General features: G+C 71.2%; 19 protein-coding genes and 1 tRNA gene. 11 read left to right on the forward strand and 9 right to left on the reverse strand.

What is annotated here, in order from left to right; translation table 11 throughout:
- Positions 1-131: 131 nt before the first annotated feature.
- The 4 genes from ABID77_RS12570 to ABID77_RS12585 all read left to right on the forward strand — a co-directional run bounded on the left by ABID77_RS12570 (position 132) and on the right by ABID77_RS12585 (position 4,879).
- Positions 132-1,358 carry an FAD-dependent monooxygenase gene (locus ABID77_RS12570; RefSeq protein WP_429595953.1) on the forward strand — a complete coding sequence of 409 codons (1,227 nt, stop codon included), beginning with the start codon at positions 132-134 and terminating at the stop codon, positions 1,356-1,358.
- 82 nt (positions 1,359-1,440) lie between these two features.
- Complete coding sequence (locus ABID77_RS12575) at positions 1,441-2,196, forward strand: DsbC family protein (protein ID WP_429595956.1); 756 nt, start codon at positions 1,441-1,443, stop codon at positions 2,194-2,196.
- Positions 2,193-4,037: a M61 family metallopeptidase gene (locus ABID77_RS12580; protein WP_429595959.1), complete on the forward strand. Its 1,845-nt coding sequence runs from the start codon at positions 2,193-2,195 to the stop codon at positions 4,035-4,037. The genes ABID77_RS12575 and ABID77_RS12580 overlap by 4 nt, the downstream gene beginning before the upstream one ends.
- A gap of 62 nt (positions 4,038-4,099) precedes the next feature.
- Positions 4,100-4,879 (forward strand): enoyl-CoA hydratase, encoded by a 780-nt coding sequence (locus tag ABID77_RS12585; protein WP_429595962.1) that lies wholly within the window; start codon positions 4,100-4,102, stop codon positions 4,877-4,879.
- A gap of 37 nt (positions 4,880-4,916) precedes the next feature.
- Here the strand turns inward: ABID77_RS12585 and ABID77_RS12590 are convergent, their stop codons facing one another.
- Positions 4,917-6,284: a hypothetical protein gene (locus tag ABID77_RS12590; RefSeq protein ID WP_429595964.1), complete on the reverse strand. Its 1,368-nt coding sequence runs from the start codon at positions 6,282-6,284 to the stop codon at positions 4,917-4,919.
- Positions 6,281-6,988, reverse strand: a complete 708-nt coding sequence (locus ABID77_RS12595; protein WP_429595965.1) for a sigma-70 family RNA polymerase sigma factor — start codon at positions 6,986-6,988, stop codon at positions 6,281-6,283. The genes ABID77_RS12590 and ABID77_RS12595 overlap by 4 nt, the downstream gene beginning before the upstream one ends.
- Before the next feature lie 187 nt (positions 6,989-7,175).
- Here ABID77_RS12595 and ABID77_RS12600 point away from each other — a divergent pair.
- Positions 7,176-7,252: transfer RNA gene (locus ABID77_RS12600), tRNA-Met, on the forward strand.
- Between the two features lie 182 nt (positions 7,253-7,434).
- Here ABID77_RS12600 and ABID77_RS12605 read toward each other — a convergent pair.
- Positions 7,435-8,106, reverse strand: coding sequence for a hypothetical protein (locus ABID77_RS12605; RefSeq protein WP_429595968.1), 672 nt, complete (start codon positions 8,104-8,106; stop codon positions 7,435-7,437).
- On the opposite strand from ABID77_RS12605, the gene ABID77_RS12610 reads away from it, so the two are divergent.
- Complete coding sequence (locus ABID77_RS12610) at positions 8,090-8,470, forward strand: hypothetical protein (RefSeq protein WP_429595971.1); 381 nt, start codon at positions 8,090-8,092, stop codon at positions 8,468-8,470. The genes ABID77_RS12605 and ABID77_RS12610 overlap by 17 nt on opposite strands.
- A gap of 225 nt (positions 8,471-8,695) precedes the next feature.
- On the opposite strand, the gene dmeF is transcribed toward ABID77_RS12610, so the two are convergent.
- Complete coding sequence (dmeF, locus tag ABID77_RS12615) at positions 8,696-9,688, reverse strand: CDF family Co(II)/Ni(II) efflux transporter DmeF (protein WP_429595974.1); 993 nt, start codon at positions 9,686-9,688, stop codon at positions 8,696-8,698.
- Between the two features lie 47 nt (positions 9,689-9,735).
- Positions 9,736-10,791 carry a Holliday junction branch migration DNA helicase RuvB gene (ruvB, locus tag ABID77_RS12620; protein WP_429595977.1) on the reverse strand — a complete coding sequence of 352 codons (1,056 nt, stop codon included), beginning with the start codon at positions 10,789-10,791 and terminating at the stop codon, positions 9,736-9,738.
- A gap of 228 nt (positions 10,792-11,019) precedes the next feature.
- Between ruvB and ABID77_RS12625 the strand changes: the two genes are divergently transcribed.
- Entirely contained in the window at positions 11,020-12,765 is a 1,746-nt protein-coding gene (locus ABID77_RS12625; protein WP_429595980.1) for an alpha/beta fold hydrolase, read from the forward strand.
- Positions 12,766-12,802: 37 nt separating this feature from the next.
- Positions 12,803-13,237 carry a hypothetical protein gene (locus tag ABID77_RS12630; RefSeq protein WP_429595983.1) on the forward strand — a complete coding sequence of 145 codons (435 nt, stop codon included), beginning with the start codon at positions 12,803-12,805 and terminating at the stop codon, positions 13,235-13,237.
- Between the two features lie 28 nt (positions 13,238-13,265).
- Here ABID77_RS12630 and ruvA read toward each other — a convergent pair whose 3' ends face one another.
- A complete protein-coding gene (gene ruvA, locus ABID77_RS12635) occupies positions 13,266-13,838 on the reverse strand; it encodes a Holliday junction branch migration protein RuvA (protein ID WP_429595986.1) in 573 nt (190 codons plus the stop codon).
- Positions 13,839-13,869: 31 nt separating this feature from the next.
- Here ruvA and ABID77_RS12640 point away from each other — a divergent pair, with 31 nt between their 5' ends.
- The gene (locus tag ABID77_RS12640) at positions 13,870-14,817 is read left to right on the forward strand and encodes a PhoH family protein (protein WP_429595988.1); all 948 of its coding nucleotides are present in this window, start codon (positions 13,870-13,872) and stop codon (positions 14,815-14,817) included.
- Positions 14,818-14,819: 2 nt separating this feature from the next.
- Positions 14,820-15,305 (forward strand): rRNA maturation RNase YbeY, encoded by a 486-nt coding sequence (ybeY, locus tag ABID77_RS12645; protein ID WP_429595991.1) that lies wholly within the window; start codon positions 14,820-14,822, stop codon positions 15,303-15,305.
- Between the two features lie 10 nt (positions 15,306-15,315).
- On the opposite strand, the gene dtd is transcribed toward ybeY, so the two are convergent.
- Genes dtd through tyrS form a run of 3 tightly spaced genes read right to left on the reverse strand, consistent with a single transcriptional unit; the run spans position 15,316 to position 17,970 of the window.
- Positions 15,316-15,756: a D-aminoacyl-tRNA deacylase gene (gene dtd, locus ABID77_RS12650; RefSeq protein WP_429595994.1), complete on the reverse strand. Its 441-nt coding sequence runs from the start codon at positions 15,754-15,756 to the stop codon at positions 15,316-15,318.
- A complete protein-coding gene (locus ABID77_RS12655) occupies positions 15,753-16,682 on the reverse strand; it encodes a cation diffusion facilitator family transporter (RefSeq protein ID WP_429595997.1) in 930 nt (309 codons plus the stop codon). The genes dtd and ABID77_RS12655 overlap by 4 nt, the downstream gene beginning before the upstream one ends.
- Before the next feature lie 55 nt (positions 16,683-16,737).
- On the reverse strand, positions 16,738-17,970 hold the full coding sequence (tyrS, locus tag ABID77_RS12660) for a tyrosine--tRNA ligase (protein ID WP_429596000.1): 1,233 nt from the start codon (positions 17,968-17,970) through the stop codon (positions 16,738-16,740).
- 158 nt (positions 17,971-18,128) lie between these two features.
- Here tyrS and ABID77_RS12665 point away from each other — a divergent pair, with 158 nt between their 5' ends.
- Complete coding sequence (locus ABID77_RS12665) at positions 18,129-19,478, forward strand: M23 family metallopeptidase (protein ID WP_429596002.1); 1,350 nt, start codon at positions 18,129-18,131, stop codon at positions 19,476-19,478.
- Positions 19,479-19,498: the final 20 nt, after the last annotated feature.

Below are 19,498 nucleotides of genomic sequence, written 5' to 3' on the forward strand. Positions count from 1 at the left end.
TCGGCGGCGGCGGAAGAAGGAGCAGCAGCGGGAGTCACGCGGAAGGGCCTCGGACGGGAATGGGAAGACGCCGCGAAGGGCAAGGAGGGAACGATTGTCCCCTGCCGGAACCCCCCTCCTACAATGCCCCGATGGCACCATCCCCCGAGGTTTGCATCCGTGGCGGCGGCATCGTCGGCCGCACCCTGGCACTGCTCCTGGCCCGCGAACGCGTGCGCGTGGCGCTGGTCGCGCCGGCGCCCTCGGCCGACCGCCGGGCCCACGACGACGTGCGCGCCTATGCGCTCAACGCGGCCTCCAAGGCCCTGCTCGAATCGCTGCGCGCCTGGCCCGACGCGGCCCATGCCACGCGGGTCGGCGGGATGCGCGTCCACGGCGACGACGGCGGCCAGGTCCGCTTCGACGCCGCGCAGCAGGGCGTCGAGGCCCTGGCCTGGATCGTCGACGTGCCGGCGCTGGAGCACCGGCTGGCCGACGCGGTGCGCTTCCAGCCACAGGTCGAGGTGGTGGACGCGCCCGTCGCCGCCGCGCTCACGGTCGTGTGCGAGGGCAAGGCCAGCGCGACGCGCGACGCGCTGGGCGTCGGCTACGAGGTCACGCCCTACCCGCAGCACGCCATCGCCGCGCGCCTCACGGCGCAGCGGCCGCACGGCGGCATCGCGCGGCAGTGGTTCGGCCCCCGGGGCGAGGTCCTGGCGCTGCTGCCGCTCGGCGCGGCGGACGGCGCCGGCGCCGCCCCGGCCGGCGACGCCGGCAGCGACGGCGTCGACGATCCGCTGGCCACCGCCGCCGGCGCCAGCCGCGCGCTGGCGCTGGTGTGGTCGGTCGACCAGTTCCGCGCCCCGGCCCTGCTGGCGCAGAGCCCCGACGAATTCGCCGCCGCCCTGCGCAAGGCCAGCCACGACGCATTGGGTGCACTCGCGCTGACGAGCGAGCGCGCCGCCTGGCCGCTGCAGCGCGCCATCGCCGACCGCTGGACCGGCCGCTTCGCCGCCGATGCCGCCGATCCCGCCGCCGGCAAGCCCTGGGCGCTGGCCGGCGATGCGGCCCACACCGTGCATCCGCTGGCCGGCCAGGGCCTCAACCTGGGCTTGGCGGACGTCGCCATGCTTGCGCGCGCGATTCGCGAGCGCGACTACTGGCGCGGCGTCGGCGACGCCCGGCTGCTGCGGCGCTACGAGCGCTCGCGCCGCACCGACGTGCTGTCGATGAGCCTGGCCACCGACGGCCTGCAGCAGCTCTTCTCCCATGGCGCCGAGCCGCTGCCGGCGCTGCGCAACTGGGGCATGCGCGGCTTCGACCGCACGCGGCGGGTCAAGCAGTGGATCGCGCGCCAGGCCATGGGCCTGGGGGCGTGAACCCGCCTCGCGCGCGCCTTCGCGACCGCCTTCCTCCGATCTGCCTCCGCATCCGTCCCACGACTCCCTCACTGGACCCCCGATGACGCCTCTCCGCTCCGTCTTCCGCCACTGTCTCCTGGCCGTCGCCGCCCTGGGCGCGAGCGGCCTGCTCGCCGCCCATGCCGGCGAGGCCGAGATCCGCAAGAACCTCGCGGCGCAGATCCCGCAGTTCGCCAAGATCGACGAGGTCCGCAAGACGCCCGTCGACGGCCTCTACGAGGTGCGCATCAACAACACCGAGATCTACTACGCCGACGAGCAGGGCACCTACCTGCTGCAGGGCAACCTGATCGACGTGCAGGCGCGCAAGAACCTCACCGAGGAGCGCGTCGACAAGCTCAGCCAGGTCGACTTCGACAAGCTGCCGCTGAAGGACGCCTTCAAGATCGTGCGCGGCAACGGCAAGCGCCAGCTGGCGGTGTTCGAGGACCCGAACTGCGGCTACTGCAAGCAATTCGAGCGCGACCTGAAGAACGTCGACAACGTCACCGTGCACCTCTTCCTCTACCCGGTGCTCGGCCCCGATTCGACGGCCAAGTCGCGCGACATCTGGTGTAGCAAGGACAAGGGCAAGACCTGGAGCGACTGGATGACCGCCGGCACCCGGCCCGAGGCTGCCGCCGCCAACTGCGACGCGACGGCGTTGCAGCGCAACATCGAGTTCGGCCGCAAGCACAACATCACCGGCACGCCGACGCTGATCTTCAGCGACGGCACGCGCGCGCCCGGCGCGATTCCCTCGGCGCAGGTCGAGAAGCAGCTGACCGCGGCCGCCGCGGCGGCGCCCAGGCGATGAGCCGGGCCCGCACGGCCGCCGCCGTTCCCGCCGCCGCATCGCCGGGCGTGCGCTACCGCGTCGAGTGCGCGGACCGCAACGCCCACCTCTTCGCCGTCACGCTGACCATCGACGACCCCGCGGCGTCGCAGCGCGTGTCGCTGCCGGTGTGGATTCCCGGCAGCTACCTGGTGCGCGAGTTCGCCAAGAACCTGCAGGACCTGCGCGCGATGCAGGGCCGCCGCCCGGCCGCCGTGACGCAGCTCGACAAGCACAGCTGGACCGTCGACGCCACGCCCGGCAAGCCATTGGTGCTGCGCTACGAGGTCTGCGCCTACGACCACTCGGTGCGCACCGCCTGGCTCGACGCCGACCGGGGCTTCTTCAACGGCACCAGCCTGTGCCTGCGCGTGGAGGGCCGCACCGACGCCCCGCACGCGCTGGAGATCGTCGCGCCGCCGACGCCCGCCGGCACGGCGCGCTGGTCCTGCGCCACCGCCCTGGCGCCGCAGCGCTGCGATGCGCAGGGCTTCGGCCATCACCTCGCCGCCGACTACGACGAGCTTGCCGACAGCCCGGTCGAGCTGGGCGCCTTCTGGAGCGCCGACTTCGAGGCCTGCGGCGTGCCGCACCGCTTCGTCGTCGCCGGCGCGCCGCCCTCCTTCGACGGCGCGCGCCTGATCGACGACGCGCGCGCCATCTGCGAGACCCAGATGCGCTTCTGGCACGGCGCCGAAGTCGGCAAGGGCCGCCACCGCGGTGTCCCCAAACCGCCGCACGACCGCTACGTCTTCATGCTCAACGCCGTCGACGACGGCTACGGCGGGCTCGAGCATCGCCACTCGACCGCGTTGATCTGCACGCGGCGCGACCTGCCCCAGGCCGGGGCGAAGAAGCAGCCCGAGGGCTACACGACCCTGCTCGGCCTGATCAGCCACGAGTACTTCCACACCTGGAACGTCAAGCGCCTGCGGCCGGCCGAGTTCGCGCGCTACGACTACGACCGCGAGAACTACACGCGCCTGCTGTGGTTCTTCGAGGGCTTCACCAGCTACTACGACGACCTGCTGCTGCGCCGCGCCGGTCGCATCGACGACGCCACCTACCTGAAGCTGCTCAACAAGACCGCCAACCAGGTCCTGCAGACGCCCGGGCGCCAGGTGCAGTCGGTCGCCGACGCCAGCTTCGACGCCTGGGTCAAGTATTACCGCCAGGACGAGCAGACCCCGAACCAGACCGTCAGCTACTACACCAAGGGTGCGCTCGTCGCGCTGTGCCTGGACCTGACGCTGCGCCGCGAGGGCCACGGCACGCTCGACGACGTCATGCGTCACCTGTGGGAGCACAGCGGCGGCGGCGGCCCGATCGACGAGGCCGCCATCGCCGGTGCGCTCGAAGCGGTCGGCGCCCGCTCCTATGCCGAGGAACTCGCGCGGTGGGTCCACGGCACCGGCGAGCTGCCGCTGTCGGAACTGCTGCGCGTCCACGGCGTGGCGACATTGGACGATCCGGCCGTGCGGGCGCAGGAACTCGGCCTGCGCGTGGCCGAGGCCAACGGCGGCGTGCAGGTCAAGGTGGTGCTGCGCGGCGGCGCGGCCGAGCGCGCCGGCTTCGCCGCCAACGACGAATGGATCGGCATCGAGGGCGCCGCCGCCAAGGGTCGCCCGGCGCAGGGCTGGCGCCTGACCAAGCTCGACGACCTCGCGCTCTACCTCGGCGCGCAGAAGAAGGTCACGGCGCTCGTCGCGCGCGACCGGCGGCTGCTGCGCCTGCCGCTGACGATCCCGACGGGCGTTACGACGTGGCGGCTGTTCGCGCAGGACGCCACGAAGCTCGGCGCCTGGCTGGCCCCGCCGACCTGAGGCCGAAGCGCCCTTCCGTTCACGTCCACGCGTCCTTTTCCCTTCACCCTCACGGAGACACCATGAGCTACGACACCATCGAAGTGCGCACCGAGGCCGGCAAGGTCGGCATCGTCACCCTCAACCGGCCGAAGGCGCTCAACGCGCTTAACGACGCCCTGATGACCGAACTGGGCGCCGCGCTGCAGGCCTTCGACGCCGACGACGCCATCGGCTGCATCATCGTCACCGGCAGCGAGCGGGCCTTCGCCGCCGGCGCCGACATCGGCGCGATGGCCAAGTTCAGCTTCGTCGACGCCTACAAGGGCGACTACATCACCCGCAACTGGGAAACCATCCGCTCGATCCGCAAGCCGGTGATCGCCGCCGTGAGCGGCTTCGCCCTGGGCGGCGGCTGCGAGCTGGCGATGATGTGCGACTTCATCATCGCCGCCGACAACGCCAAGTTCGGCCAGCCGGAGATCAAGCTGGGCGTCATTCCCGGCGCCGGCGGCACGCAGCGCCTGCCGCGCGCGGTGGGCAAGAGCAAGGCCATGGACATGGCCCTGACCGGCCGCATGATGGACGCCGCCGAGGCCGAGCGCGCCGGGCTGGTCAGCCGTGTCGTGCCCTACGAGAAGCTGGCCGACGAGGCGCTAGGCGCCGCGCTGGTCATCACCGACTTCTCCCAGATCGCCGTGATGGCGGCCAAGGAGTCGGTCAATCGCGCCTTCGAGAGCGGTCTGTCCGACGGCGTGATGTTCGAACGCCGGCTGTTCCACGCCCTCTTCGCCACCGCCGACCAGAAGGAAGGCATGGACGCCTTCGTCAACAAGCGCAAGGCTGCGTTCACGCACGGATGACCCCACCGGCCGGCCCGCACGCGGGCCGGTCGACCGATCACCGGCTCTGGACCTCGACCGGCACCAGGGGCGCCAGCTTCGAGGCGCCGCCCGACGCAGGCTCCTCGAACACGTTCTCCAGCATCTCCCGCACGCTGTCGAGCGACCCCGCCGGCGGCGTGCCGGTGCCCGGGGCGGCGTTGTTCTCGATCCAGCGCACCTGGTTGCCGGCCAGTTCCACGCGGGCGAGCGTCTGTCCGTTGCGCTCCAGGCTGACGCGCCAGTCGACGCGACCCCGGATCGGCTCGGCGCCGCCGCCGGCCAGCGCCGCCGATCCCAGCAACGCGCCGAGCTCGCGCGCGTCGGCCTTGGACCGCCGGCGCGTGGTGCCGTCGGCGCGCGTCATCGTCAGCTGGGTCCATTGCGACAGGGCCGCGAAGGTCGGCGGCGACGGCGGCGCCGCGTCCGCCGCCGGCTTCGCGGCGGTGGACGGCGTGGCGGCCGAGCCGGCGGGCGCGGCACCGGTGCCGCCCGGCGCGGCGAAGGACGCGGCGGCGCGGCCGGCGGGCGTGGTTGCCGGTGACACCGGCGGCGTCACCGGCGTCGCGGTCGCCGCTGCAGAAGCAGCGGCGCCCTTCGCGCGTTCGGCCGCGGCGCCGGGCGACGTGCCGGAGACCGGTGCCGGCGTGGAAGGCAGCGCGGCCATGGACGTCTTCGGCTGCTGCGCCGCCGGTGGCGTCGTCGGGGTCGGTGTTGTCGCCGCCGGCGTGGCGGATGTCGGCGCTGTCGACGGCATCGAAGGTGTCGCGACCTTCGGCGCCCTGGAGGGTGCCGATGCCGCGGGCGACGCGGGTTCCGGCAGCGTGACGCGCGGCGCGAACAGGATCTTCTCGGCTTCGGACAATGCCGGCGCGCCCGCCGCTGCCGATGCCGGCGCGTTCGCCGTCGCCACGGCTGCCGCGGCGCTCGCCGCCGACGCCGTCGGCGCGACGGGTTCCACCGCCGCCTCGGGTGCCGTGGCGGCCGGCCGCACGTTCCCCGGACCCGGCTCGCGATGCCAGGTCACGGTCGCCACGATCACCACCAGCACCGCGGCGACGATCAGGTTGCGCAGCAGGCGGCTGCGCCGGGCCCGGGTGCGCGCCTCCAGGCCCGTGGCGCCCTCGCCCGCGCGCCGCCCCAGCAGGCCCGTGCGGCCGGAAGGCAGCGAGGGCGCGACCGACTCGTGCGCGAAGGACCGGATGGCCTGGCGGAGTTCGTCGTCGGGCTCGCTGCCCCGGTCGGGCGCGTGGTCGAGCGCGCGGCGCAGGGCGGGATGGCCGGGATGCACGGCGGGATGGCCGTCGCCGAACACCGGCGCGGGATCGAAGCGGGGGTCGGTGTCGGCCGTGCCGGTGTCGGATTCGGAAGTGCGGTCGTCGGTCATGCGTGTTTCTCCGTGCGGTCGCCGCCGCTGCCGTCTGGATCGGCCATGCAGGCGTGCAGGACCCCGGCGCCGTGGCGCAGCCCGCTGCGCACGGTATCGATCGGGAGTCCGAGCGTGTCGACCAGCATCGGCGTGGTGAAGCCGTGGTCGTGGCGCAGCAGCAGCATGGCACGCTGTTCGGCGGGCAGGCCGTTGAGGCCGTCGAGCAGGCGGCGTCCGGCGGCGCGCCACAGCGCGGCGTCGTCGAGCGCCGGATAGCGGGTCGTCGTGCCGCCGGCGACGTCGGGCGGGACGCCGTCCAGGTCGTCGGGGCGTTCGTCCTCGTCGTCGCCATCGAAGTCGGTGTCGTCGCGCGGCGGGAAGAAGCGGACCTGGCGGCCGCTCGCGCCCAGCCGGTCGAGCGCCAGGCCGCAGACGAAGGCGAAGGCCCAGGTGCGCCAGGCCAGCGACTGCTGCGCGAATCCGGAGCGCGCCGCCACGATGCGCACCCAGGCTTCCTGGAACACCTCGTCGCCCTCGGCCGCCTGTGCGCCCAGCAGGCGCCGCACGAAGCGGTAGAGCGGCGTCTCGTGGCGCGCATACAACGTGTCGAAGGCGCCGATGTCGCCCTCGGTGGCATAGGCGAGCATCAGCGCCTCGTCGGAGCGCTCGGCGGTCGCCGTGGACGACAAAGGCGGCAGGAGGGTGTCGGCGGTGGTGGACATAGGCACGAATTCTTACATCGGCACGCCCTGCCTGGTGCGGTGGTGACATTGCGAGGCACCAAATAGGACCGACTTGCGCACTACTTGCCGCACGGCCTCCGACGCGGACACCCGAAATCGCCGCCGGCAGGCCTCGTCCGAAAAGCTCTGGTCAAGACGAAAAAGTCCGGGCTATAATCCTGGGCTCGGCTCTTTAGCTCAGTCGGTTAGAGCGATGGAATCATAATCCACAGGTCCGCGGTTCGAATCCGTGAAGAGCCACCAGTCATAAAAGCCCTGCAAGTCGTCGACTTGCAGGGCTTTTTGTCTTTCGGCCCTGGGGTGACCATGATCCTGCATGTCCCCCTCCTGCTGCAGGAGCGGCGTTTCGCGTCGGTCTTCGTCTTGGCACGCAACCGAAGACCGATCGATGCCCGCCCTCGCGAATGCGCGGCGGGCCTCTTCGGTCAGCTGCAGCGGAACCGGGCCGCGCCGATGTACAGCGCGCCATTGGCGAGCGAGACCGCGTAGCTGCCCACCACGAGGTAGGCGCCCGCCCCGGCATCGCCGACCTGGAGGTAGGCTCCGGCACCGTTGCTGAGGTAGTTGCCGCTGATCGACGAACCGTTCACCGTCACACCGGAGGCTTTCAAGGCGATCGAGCCGCTGCTGCCCGCGGCAGTCACGTTGATGTTTCCGCCCACGGACGCACCGGTGGAGCCGAAGGTCAATGTCACCGCTCCGCTGGCGGCGCCACTGTCGAAGGCGCCGTTTCCGACGCCACCGCTGGCATAGGTGGGTGCGCTGAACACACCCGCGTCGCACGTCAGCGTGCCCGAGGTGGGAAGGGCGCTCGGGACGTTGAAGGCGATGTAGTGATAGGCCTTGTTGTCCGCGCCGGTCAGCGTGGCAGCACCCGAGGAGTTGGTGACGGTGCCGGCCGTCCACCGGCCCAGTGCGTAGGTCGCATCGCCACTGATTTCCTTCACCACCTTGCTGCCGCTCAGCACATTCGATCCGAGCGTCGTCATGGCACCGTTCGTTTCCTGGACGCTGGCGTCGAGTCTGCCGAAGACCTGGCCGCCTGCGTTGGTCAGGTGGTAGCGTGCCGTGGCGCTGCGATTGAAGGTCGCCGACACCGAGCCGGTGTTCGTGCTCGTGCTTGAAGTCGAAGACGTGCTCGTGCCGGCACTGCCGGTTGACGACACGTTCATGGAATCAGAATCTCCGCCACCGCCGCCGCAAGCTTGCAGCAACGCGACGGAAATCACGGAAAGCACGAAAGAGATCTTGTTCGTCATGGGAAGTCGATTCGAGTTCGAAGGTTGGGATGAGTCTGGAAATGAAGTCCCGATGGCGTGGATTTCCAATGCGAATCCGAGTGACGGCATCTCGTTGCATGCCTCCAAGCCGACGGATTCCGCCCTTCGTTTCGCGCCTCCGCCATCGACCGCCCTGAATGCGGTGCGGGAGTATCGGCAGATACGCGAAAACGAACTCTGAACTTTTATTGACTCATGACTTCGCCGCGCGCGAATCGCAATTCGTCTCGAATGGCATTGCGCGATGGCGTACCTGGAACGTGTCCAATGCGTCGAGAGGATCGTGCCGGTGGAATCTCTTTGCTCTTTCCTGCCGCCGTGCGGGTGACGAGGGGGCAATGCCGAAACGCCATTGCCGATCGCAATGAACGGAGAGACAAACAGGGAGAGAGAACTCGGACCGGCCTCAGACGTCTTCGCAGCGCTGCACCTCGACCGTCGAATGCACGATCTCCTCGTGCATCGAGAACCGCGCACGCACGTCGTCGGCCGTGAGCGTGGGCGAATGCGTGACGACCGTGAGCGCGCATGCATAGGCGTTGCGGCCGACGCGCCAGACGTGCAGGTCGGCGACGCGCGTGTGCGAATCGGCCAGGCCGTGTTCGATGCCCTCGCGGATCTCCTCGACCACCGGATGGTCCATCTCGCGGTCGAGCAGCGCGCGGCCGGTTTCCTTGAGCAGTCCGTGGGCCCAGCGCGCGACCAGCACGGCGCCGACGATGCCCATGGCCGGGTCGAGCCAGGACCACCCCCCGATCCAGCCGCCCACGAGCGCGACGATCGCCAGCACCGACGTGGCGGCGTCGGCCAGCACGTGGAGGTAGGCGGACTTGAGGTTCAGGTCGGTGCCTCGCTCGTGACCATGGTCGTGGTGATAGTCGGCATGCGGGTGGCCATGTTCGTGGCCGTGCGGATGCCCGTGCCCCGGCCCGTCGTGCGCATGGTGCGCTCCACCCAGCAGGTAGGCGCAGAACAGGTTCACCAGCAGGCCCAGCACCGTCACGGCGATCGCCTCGCGGTAGTGGATTGGCGCGGGCGACCACAGCCGCTCCACCGACCCCACCACCATCAGCGCCGCGACGCCGAGCAGGAACAGGGCGCTCGCGAAGCCCGCCAGCACCTCGATCTTCCAGGTGCCGAAGGCGAAGCGGGGATCGCTCGCATGGCGCCGCATGGCCGCATAGGCGAAGGCGCTCAGGCCGATCGCGAAGGCGTGCGAACTCATGTGCCAGCCGTCGGCCAGCAGCGCCATCGAGTTGAACCACCAGCCGGCGCCGATCTCGACCACCATGACCACCGCCGTGATCCACATCACGAGGCGCGTCCCGCGCTCCCCGGCCGAGTCGTCCGAGCCGAACCGGTGGCTGTGGCGCCAGGGCGAGAGATCATGGGTGTGCATGCAGGGCCTTCCTTGGCTTCGGTGTCTGGAGTCCGGGACCTTGTCGGTCAGCCGAACAGCCCGCCCTCGGCGCGCTGCGGCGGCGCCACGCCCAGGTGGCGGTAGGCGGCCAGCGTGGCGATGCGCCCGCGCGGGGTGCGCTGCAGATAGCCCTGCTGGATCAGGTAGGGCTCGATCACGTCCTCGATGGTGCCGGGCTCCTCGCCGATGCTGGCGGCGACGTTGTCCAGGCCGACCGGGCCGCCGTCGAAGCGGTGGATGATGGCCTCGAGCATCTTGCGGTCCATCAGGTCGAAGCCCTGGGGGTCGACGTCGAGCATGGCCAGCGCGCGGTTGGCGATGTCCGCGGTGATGCGGCCCTCGCCCTTGACCTGGGCGTAGTCGCGCACGCGGCGCAGCAGCCGGTTGGCGATGCGCGGCGTGCCGCGCGAGCGCCGCGCGATCTCGAAGCCGCCGGCCACGTCGGTCGGCACGTCGAGCAGCCGGGCGCTGCGCGTGACGATGAGCGCGAGCTCCTCGGGCGTGTAGAACTCCAGCCGCGCGACGATGCCGAAGCGGTCGCGCAGCGGATTGGTGAGCATGCCCGCACGCGTGGTGGCGCCCACCAGCGTGAAGGGCTGCAGGTCCAGCTTGATGCTGCGCGCGGCCGGGCCCTCGCCGATCATGATGTCGATCTGGTAGTCCTCCAGCGCGGGATAGAGGATCTCCTCGACCACGGGCGAGAGCCGATGGATCTCGTCGATGAACAGGACGTCGTTGCGCTCCAGGTTGGTCAGCAGCGCCGCCAGGTCCTTGGGCTTCTCCAGCACCGGGCCGGAGGTCTGGCGCAGGTTCACGCCCAGCTCGGCGGCGATGATGTGCGAGAGCGTGGTCTTGCCCAGGCCGGGCGGGCCGAACAGCAGGACGTGGTCGAGCGCTTCGGCGCGCTTCTTGGCCGCGCCGATGAAGATCTCGAGCTGCTCGCGCGCCTTGGCCTGGCCCACGTACTCGTCGAGCAGCTTGGGACGCAGGGCGCGCTCGATGGCCTCCTCGTTGGGCGAGGCGGGTGCGGCCGACACCATGCGAGGCGGGGCCGGGGCGAAATCGTCGGTCTGGATGGTCATGGTGCGCGGGGGTTGCAGGACAGTTTAGTAGCCCGCCCCCGATTCGGGCACAAGTGCGGTTTTCCCGGGAAGGCGCTGGCAGAATGCGCCCCTTGTCACGGCGAGCCGCCGGCACCGAACGCACCGGAGCGCGAGGCCGCCGCCGTCGACGACCCGCCTCCCCGCGCGCGCATCCGCCTTGCCGACATCGACGACGCACGTCGAGCGTTCCTTGAATCACAGAGACCCATGATCCAGCCCCGCGTGCCGCAGGAGCACCATTTCCTGACCCACGACGGCGTCGCGCTCTTCTACCGCCACTGGCCCGCCACCGCCCGTCCCCGGCGCGGCGCCCTCATGCTGCTGCACCGCCCCCACGAGCACGGCGAGCGCATGGCGCACCTGGCCGACGAGCTCGACCTGCCCGACTTCGACGTCTTCGCCTGGGATGCGCGCGGCCACGGGCGCTCGGTCGTCGCGCGCGGCGAGGCGCTCGACTTCGCGACCGCGGTGCGCGACCTGCAGGCCTTCGTCGACCACCTCGCGCTCGCCCACGGCGTGCCCGCGCGCGTCCTCCACGTCGTCGCCGAGGGCGGCGGCGCGGTGCTGGCGGCGACCTGGGTGCACGACCACGCGCCCCGGGTGCGCGGCCTGACGCTGGTGTCGCCGGCCTTCGTGAACCGACGCCACGCCGGACTGCGGCTGACGAGCCGGCTGCGCGGGACACGGACCATCGACGGCCCCGGCGGCGGCGCCCTCACCCGCGACCCGCGGCGCCGCGCCGACCACGATGCCGATCCGCTGGCCCGGCAGCCGCTCGACGCGCGCTTCCTGCTGGGGCTGCGGGAAGCCGCCCTGCGCGTGGTGGCCGACGCCAACGCCATCGTGCGACCGGTGCAGCTGCTGGTCTCGGGCGCCGACCGCATCGCGCACGCGCGGCCGCAGCATCGGTTCTTCGACCGCCTGGGCAGCGCCCACAAGAGCCGGCTCGAACTGCCGGAGGCGCGCCACGACGCCCTGGGCGACCGGGACCGCGAGACCGCCGTGCAGGCCGTGCGCGCCTTCGTGCTGCGGCTCATCGACGCCACGCCCGCGGACGTCGACCTGCGCGAGGCTCACCTGCGCGGCGACACGGCCGACGAGTCCCAGGCCCTGGCGCTGCCGCTGCCGCTGCTGTCGCCGCGCAACCTGCGGTGGTCGCTGATGCGCCTGGGCATCCGGGCCGGCACGCTGTCCTCGCACGGCCTGAAGCTGGGCCACGCGACCGGCTTCGACTCCGGCGCCATGCTCGACTACATCTACCGCGACCAGGCCGGGGGCCGGCACGCCCTCGGACGCCGCATCGACCGGCACTACCTCGACGCGCTCGGCTGGCGCGCCCTGCGTACGCGCCGCCAGCACGTCGAGGAACTGATCCGCGACGCCATGGAGTGGCTGGCCGAGCGCCACCGGGACGTCCGCATCCTGGACATCGCCTCGGGCCCCGGCCGCTACGTGCTCGATGCCGTGAAGGCCAGCCCGATCCGCACCAGCTCGGTCCTGCTGCGCGACGTCAGCGAGGAGAGCGGTCGCGAGGCACGCGCCCTGATCGAGGCGCGCGAACTGGCGCACGTCGCCCGCTTCGAGCTTGGCGACGCGTTCGACCGCCTGGGCCTGGCCAACCTGCGGCCGCGGCCGACGCTCGCCGTGGCCTCGGGCCTCTACGAGCTGTATCCGGCCAACGAGATGGTGCGGCGCTCGCTCGCCGGCGTCGGCGACGCGGTGGAGGACGGCGGCTATTTCATCTATACCAACCAGTCCTGGCACCCGCAGCTCGAACTGATCGCGCGCGCGCTCGTCAGCCGGCGCGAGCACGACGGAGAACCCTGGGTCATGCGCCGGCGCACGCAGGCCGAGATCGACCAACTCGTCGAGGAGGCCGGTTTCAGGAAGATCGCCATGCGCATCGACGCGCATGGCATCTTCACGGTCTCGCTGGCCATCCGGCGGGAGTGAATGCCGCCCCCTCACCGATCGTCAGGAGACCGACGCCATGAACGAACCGGACCGTGCGCTGTGCGCCGCCACCGCGCACCTGCTGCGCGCCGCGGGCGCCATGGCCGCGTGCGGCCTGGCGCTCGGCCTCATCGCGGTCGCGGTGCTGGCCCTGACGGGACGCTCGCTGTCGCTGCTGTCGTGCATGGGCTTCGGCGCCGTCGCGGTGATCGGCGTGCTGGAGCGCTACCTGGCCCAGCGCGTGCGGCTGGAGGCCGGCCTGTTCGAGGGCTTGGCCGGCGGCGGCATCGCCTCGCTCGGCGTGCTCGACGGCGCGCTGGAGCGGCTGGGCCTGCGCTTCGCGGCGAACGCGCCGCGCCAGCTCGACGATCGCGTCGTCCTCGCGCGGCAGCTGATGCAGCGCCACGCGACGGCGGTGGCGTGCCAGGCGGCGATGTTCCTGCTGGCGCTGCTGACGCAGGACCTGCGCTGAAGAGCGGCGGCGCGCGCGCCCTGCCTCCCTACTTCGCCAGCGCCCGCAGCGCCAGCTTGATGCCCTCGCCCACCGCCACGTCCTTGGGCAGCGCCTTGAGCGAGGCGGCGGCCTCCTTGTCGCTGTAGCCGAGCGCGACCAGCGCCTGCAGAATGTCGGCCTGCGCGTCGGTGTCGGCATGGGCCGGCAGGGCGAGGTCGGCGCCGAGCTTGCCCTTGAGCTCGAGCAGCAGGCGCTCGGCCGTCTTCTTGCCGATGCCGGGCAGCTTCACCAGCCGGCCGGTGTCCTGCAGCGTGACGATCTGCGCCAGTTCGCCCACGCTCAGGCCGGAGAGCACGCCCAACGCCATGCGCGGGCCGATGCCGGTGATCTTGATGAGGTGACGGAACGCCGCGCGCTCCTGGTGGGTGGCGAAGCCGTAGAGGATCTGCGCGTCCTCGCGCACCACGAAATGCGTCAGCAGCGAGATGCGCTCGCCGGTGTGCGGCAGGTTGTAGAACGTGCTCATCGGCACGTCGACCTCGTAGCCGACCCCGTTGCAGTCCACCACCACCTGCGGTGGATTGCGCTCGGCCAGCGTGCCGGTCAATTTGCCTATCATGGGTTCCCTTCATCGAGCCCGGAATTATCCTTTGATCGTTCGCCACACCTTCAAGCCCCTCAACAACGCGCGCCTGGGCCACCTCTGCGGCCCGCTCGACGAGCACCTGCGCCGCATCGAGGACGCATTGGGCGTGACGATCGCGCACCGCCACGAGCAGTTCAAGGTCGACGGCCCCAAGGCCATCGCCGACCAGGCCATCGAGGTGCTGCAGGCCCTCTACGAGATCGCCGACCGGCCGATCGACGCCGCCGTGGTGCAGCTCACCCTGGCCAGCGATTCGGGCATGGGCGCCGACGGCGAGGACGGCCCGATGCTGGTCACGCGCCGCGCCGACCTGCGCGCGCGCACGCCGACGCAGGCGGCCTACCTCGCCAACATCGCCGCCCACGACATCACCTTCGGCATCGGCCCGGCGGGCACCGGCAAGACCTACCTCGCGGTCGCCTGCGCGGTCGACGCGCTGGAACGCAGCGCGGTGCAGCGCATCGTGCTCACGCGCCCGGCGGTCGAGGCCGGCGAGCGCCTGGGCTTCCTGCCGGGCGACCTGTCGCAGAAGGTCGACCCTTACCTGCGCCCGCTCTACGACGCGCTCTACGACCTCATGGGCTACGACAAGGTGCAGAAGGCCTTCGAGCGCAACGCGCTGGAGATCGCGCCGCTGGCCTTCATGCGCGGACGCACGCTCAACAACGCCTTCGTCATCCTCGACGAGGCGCAGAACACCACGCCCGAGCAGATGAAGATGTTCCTCACCCGCATCGGCTTCGGCGCCAAGGCGGTGGTGACGGGCGACGTCAGCCAGATCGACCTGCCCAAGACGCAGCTCTCCGGGCTGGTCGACGCCGAGCGCGTGCTGAAGCGCGTCAAGGGCATCGCCACCACCCGATTCACCAGCGCCGACGTGGTGCGCCATCCGCTGGTGGCGCGCATCGTCGACGCCTACGACGGCGTGCGCAAGCGCGCGGGAGCGGCCTGAGCATGGCCGCCGCGCCCTTGCAGCAGCTGTCGCTGTCCTTGCAGTTCGCCCGTTTCGACGACGTCGCGGCGCACCGCGCCGTGCTGCCGCGCCACCGCGTCGCGCGCTGGATCCGCCATGCGCTGGCGGTCGACGGCGAGATCACGGTGCGCATCGTCGGCGCCGAGGAGGGCCAGCGCCTGAACCGCGAGTTCCGCGGCAAGGACTACGCCACCAACGTGCTGACCTTCGACTACGCGCAGGAGCCGGTGGTGATGGCCGACCTCGTGCTGTGCGCCCCCGTGGTCGCGCGGGAGGCCGCCGAGCAGGGCAAGCCGCTGGCCGAGCACTACGCGCACCTGCTGGTGCACGGCGCGCTGCACGCCCAGGGCTGGGACCACGAGACCGGCGAGGCCGACGCCGAGGAGATGGAAGCCTGCGAGACGCGGATCCTGGCCGGCCTCGGCATCCGCGACCCGTACGAGGACCCGGGCGCCGAAGCCGCCTGACCCCCTGGCGTCAGGTCATCTGCAGCGGGATCGTCACCGGTCCGTCGTTGACCAGGTGCACCTGCATGTCGGCCGCGAACACGCCCGTCTCGACCACCGGATGCGCCGTGCGCGCCTGCGCCACGAAACGGTCGTAGAGGCGCCGGCCTTCGTCGGGCGCGGCCGCCTGCGTGAAGCTCGGCCGGTTGCCGCCACGCACGTCGGCCGCCAGGGTGAACTGGCTCACGATCAGCAGGCCGCCACCGACGTCCTGGACGCTGCGGTTCATCCTGCCGGCCTCGTCGGCGAAGACACGCAGCTTCAGCAGCTTGGCCAGCAGCCGGTCGCCGACGGCGTCGGTGTCCCCGCGCTCGGCGCACAGCAGCACCAGCAGGCCGATGCCGATCCGGCCGACGACGTCGCCGTCGATCTCGACCCGCGCCTCGCGCACGCGCTGCAGCACGGCCTTCATGCGGCGCCCTCACCCTCGGCCAGCAGCACCGCGCGCGCCTCCATGTCCAGCGGCAGCAGCTGGATGGTGACGCGCAGGCCGGGCAGCGCGTCCATCAAGGCTTGCTCCAGCCGGTCGCGCAGGGCGGCGGCGTGCCGCAGCGACCAGTCGCCCGGCACGTGCATGTGCAGGTCGGCGAAGCGGCGCTGGCCGGCGCTGCGGGTCGCGATGTCGTCGAAGCGCAGGGTGACGCCGCCGGGCTGCGCGGCGAAACGCGCCAGCACGGCGTCGAGCGTGGCCAGCGACTCGGCGTCGAGCGCCCGGTCCATCAGGCCCTGCGACGAGCGCCACACCAGGTGCACGCCCTCGCGCGCGATGTTGATCGCCACGCCGATCGCCAGCACCGGATCGAGCCAGAGCCAGCCGGTGAAGTGGACGCCGACGATGCCCACGACCACGGCGGCCGAGGTCCAGACGTCGGTCACGAGGTGGCGCGCGTCGGCCTCCAGCGCGATCGAGCGGTGCTCGCGCCCGGCCCGGAACAGCATCCAGGCCAGTGCGCCGTTGAAGCCGGAACTGACGATCGACAGCGCCAGCCCCCAGCCGAGGTCCTCCAGCGGTTCCGGCGACAGCAGCCGCAGGACCGCCACCACACCGATGGCCACCGACGCGCCCAGGATCAGGATGCCCTCGAAGCCGGAGGAGAAGTACTCGGCCTTGTGGTGCCCGTAGGGATGGTCGTCGTCCGGCGGCCGGGTCGCGATGGTCACCATGCCCAGCGCGAAGGTGGCGCTCGCGAGGTTGACGAAGGACTCCATGGCGTCGGAGATGAGGCCCATGGAATTGGTCACGTACCCGGCCAGACCCTTGAGCACGATGGTCACCAGCGCCACCGCGATCGACAGCCGCAGCAGGGTGCGCGGCTGCGGCAGGCGGCTTGGGCTCATGGATTCGGGAAGGAGGGACATCGGCGGTGTCGATGGACCGATGTCGTCCGGCCGCTCAGGCCAGCGTCACGCGCGCGAACTTGCGCTTGCCGACCTGCACGACGTAGCGGCCGGCCTCGAGCTTCAGGCCGCGGTCGCTCACCACGGCCGAATCGACGCGCACGCCGCCACCGTCGATCAGCCGGTTGCCCTCGGACGTCGACGGCGCCAGGCCGGCCTGCTTGAGCAGCTGCGCGATGCCCAGCGGCGCGCCGGAAAGCGACAGCTCGGGCATCTCGTCGGGCACGCCGCCCTTGCTGCGGTTGACGAAGTCCTGCTCGGCCGCGTCGGCGGCGGCGGCGCTGTGGAAGCGTGCCGTGATCTCGCGCGCCAGCGCGACCTTGGCGTCCTTCGGATTGCGCCCGGCGGCGACCTCGGCCTTCAGCGCGGCGATGTCGGCGAGCGAGCGGAAGCTCAGCAGCGTGTACCAGCGCCACATCAACTCGTCGGAGATCGACAGCACCTTGGCGAACATGGCGTTGGGCTCCTCGGTCACGCCGATGTAGTTGCCCTTGCTCTTGGACATCTTCTCGACGCCGTCCAGGCCCTCGAGCAGCGGCATCGTCAGGATGCACTGCGGCTCCTGGCCGTGCTCCTGCTGCAGGTGGCGGCCCATGAGCAGGTTGAACTTCTGGTCGGTGCCGCCGAGTTCGAGGTCCGACTTCAGCGCCACCGAGTCGTAGCCCTGCAGCAGCGGATACAGGAACTCGTGCACCGAGATCGACTGACCGCCCTTGTAGCGCTTGTCGAAGTCGTCGCGCTCCATCATGCGCGCCACGGTGTACTTGGCCGCCAGCTGGATCAGGCCGCGCGCGCCCAGCGGATCGTTCCACTCGGAGTTGTAGCGGATCTCGGTGCGCGCCGGATCGAGCACCAGGCTGGCCTGGCGGTAGTAGGTCTGGGCGTTGGCCTCGATCTGCTCGCGCGTGAGCGGCGGCCGCGTGCTGTTGCGGCCCGACGGGTCGCCGATGGTGGTGGTGAAGTCGCCGATCAGGAAGATCACGGTGTGCCCGAGGTCCTGCAGCTGGCGCATCTTGTTGAGCACCACCGTGTGGCCGATGTGGATGTCGGGCGCCGTCGGGTCGAGCCCGAGCTTGATGCGCAACGGCGTTCCGGTGGCTTCCGAGCGCTGCAGCTTGCGCACCCACTCGGACTGGGGCAGCAGTTCGTCGGCGCCCCGCAGGGAGGTTTCGAGCGCGATTCCTACACGATCGGACACATTTTGGTCTGTAACAGGAGCGGCGGTCATGGGGGGTTTGGGACGGTTTCCGGGTGGCCGAAGCTATACTCACCCCGACTTTTTCTCAGGCGCCGGATTCTAAGCGGCGCTCCCGTCCGTACTGTCCTACCACCTCGCTTCGCGAGTTCCTGCAGCGCGGATCCGCCGACCCAAACGGAATTCAGACGTTGATCCATGCCATTCTTGCCGCCGAGGAGCTGATCGCTTCCCGCATTTCCCGGACCTTCCGAACCTATCCCAAGCAGATCACCGCCGCCATCGGCACCCTGTTGCTGTGCGCCGGCGGCGGCGCCTTCGCCGTGGCCTCGCTGGGCGACGATCCGGCCGACCTGCCGGTCCGTCAGGTGCTCGAAGCCGTCAAGCCCTTCGCCGCCGCTCCCCAGACCGAAGCCCTGGAGTCGCACGACTTCACGCTCTTCCGCACCGAGATCACGCGTCCGAGCGACACCGTCGAGGCCCTGTTCAAGCGCCTGGGCATCTCCGACCCCGCCGCGGCCGCCTTCGTGCGCGGCAACGCGCAGGCGCGCGGCGCGCTGCTCAGCCGTTCCGGGCGCACCGTCACGGCCGAGGCCGCGCGCGACAACTCGCTGCAGCGCCTGATCGCGCGCTGGATCCCCGACGGCACCGGCGCCTTCAAGCGCCTCGTGGTGACGCAGACGGCCGGCGGCTTCACCGTCCGCACCGAGAACGAGCGGCTCGTCGCCGCCAGCAAGCTCGCCAGCGGTGTCCTGCGCACCACGCTGTTCGCCGCCACCGACGACGCCGGCATCCCCGACGCCGTCGCCAGCCAGCTGGCCGACGTGTTCGACGGCGCGGTCGATTTCCGCTCGCTGCGCAAGGGCGACCGCTTCGCCGTCGTCTACGAGACCTTCGAGGCCGACGGTCAGGCCCTGCGCACCGGCCGCGTGCTTTCCGCCGAGATCGAGAGCGGTGGCAGGACGCACCAGGCGATCTGGTTCCAGGAACCGGGCCAGAAGGGCGGCTACTACCAGCCCGACGGCAAGAGCCTGGCGGCGGCCTACCTGGCCTCGCCGGTCGAGTTCTCGCGCATCTCCAGCGGCTTCGCGATGCGCCTGCACCCCATCCTCAACAGCTGGCGCCAGCACAAGGGCACCGACTTCGCCGCGCCCACCGGCACGGCCGTGCGCACCGTGGGCGACGGCGTGGTCGAGTTCGCCGGCACGCAGAGCGGCTACGGCAACCTGATCGTCATCAAGCACCGCAACAACCAGGAAACGGCCTACGCCCACCTCAGCCGCATGGACGTGAAGGTCGGCCAGAGCGTGAGCCAGGGCCAGTTCATCGGCGCCGTCGGTTCGACCGGCTGGGCCACCGGTCCGCACCTGCACTTCGAATTCCGCATCAACGGCGAACAGGCCGATCCGGCCACCCTCGCCCAGCAGACCGGCGTCGCGCCCCTGAGCGCCTCGGCCCGGCCGGCCTTCGAGCGGCTGGCGGTATCGACCCGCATGGAACTCGCCGCGGCCTTCTCGGTGGTCCAGGCCAGCGCCGACTGACGCCCGTCCCCGGCACGCCC

The organism is Variovorax sp. PvP013 (genome assembly GCF_050435945.1).
Classification (GTDB): domain Bacteria; phylum Pseudomonadota; class Gammaproteobacteria; order Burkholderiales; family Burkholderiaceae_C; genus Variovorax.

What these genes read in the sequence shown, in the direction of transcription:
- ABID77_RS12655 (WP_429595997.1), bottom strand. Translation starts at nt 16,682, where the DNA reads ATGAGCCCAAGCCGCCTGCCGCAGCCGCGCACCCTGCTGCGGCTGTCG.
- ABID77_RS12595 (WP_429595965.1), bottom strand. Translation starts at nt 6,988, where the DNA reads ATGTCCACCACCGCCGACACCCTCCTGCCGCCTTTGTCGTCCACGGCG.
- ruvB (WP_429595977.1), bottom strand. Translation starts at nt 10,791, where the DNA reads ATGACCATCCAGACCGACGATTTCGCCCCGGCCCCGCCTCGCATGGTG.
- ABID77_RS12590 (WP_429595964.1), bottom strand. Translation starts at nt 6,284, where the DNA reads ATGACCGACGACCGCACTTCCGAATCCGACACCGGCACGGCCGACACC.
- ABID77_RS12580 (WP_429595959.1), top strand. Translation starts at nt 2,193, where the DNA reads ATGAGCCGGGCCCGCACGGCCGCCGCCGTTCCCGCCGCCGCATCGCCG.
- ruvA (WP_429595986.1), bottom strand. Translation starts at nt 13,838, where the DNA reads ATGATAGGCAAATTGACCGGCACGCTGGCCGAGCGCAATCCACCGCAG.
- ABID77_RS12570 (WP_429595953.1), top strand. Translation starts at nt 132, where the DNA reads ATGGCACCATCCCCCGAGGTTTGCATCCGTGGCGGCGGCATCGTCGGC.
- ABID77_RS12575 (WP_429595956.1), top strand. Translation starts at nt 1,441, where the DNA reads ATGACGCCTCTCCGCTCCGTCTTCCGCCACTGTCTCCTGGCCGTCGCC.
- dtd (WP_429595994.1), bottom strand. Translation starts at nt 15,756, where the DNA reads ATGAAGGCCGTGCTGCAGCGCGTGCGCGAGGCGCGGGTCGAGATCGAC.
- ybeY (WP_429595991.1), top strand. Translation starts at nt 14,820, where the DNA reads ATGGCCGCCGCGCCCTTGCAGCAGCTGTCGCTGTCCTTGCAGTTCGCC.
- tyrS (WP_429596000.1), bottom strand. Translation starts at nt 17,970, where the DNA reads ATGACCGCCGCTCCTGTTACAGACCAAAATGTGTCCGATCGTGTAGGA.
- ABID77_RS12630 (WP_429595983.1), top strand. Translation starts at nt 12,803, where the DNA reads ATGAACGAACCGGACCGTGCGCTGTGCGCCGCCACCGCGCACCTGCTG.
- ABID77_RS12625 (WP_429595980.1), top strand. Translation starts at nt 11,020, where the DNA reads ATGATCCAGCCCCGCGTGCCGCAGGAGCACCATTTCCTGACCCACGAC.
- ABID77_RS12585 (WP_429595962.1), top strand. Translation starts at nt 4,100, where the DNA reads ATGAGCTACGACACCATCGAAGTGCGCACCGAGGCCGGCAAGGTCGGC.
- dmeF (WP_429595974.1), bottom strand. Translation starts at nt 9,688, where the DNA reads ATGCACACCCATGATCTCTCGCCCTGGCGCCACAGCCACCGGTTCGGC.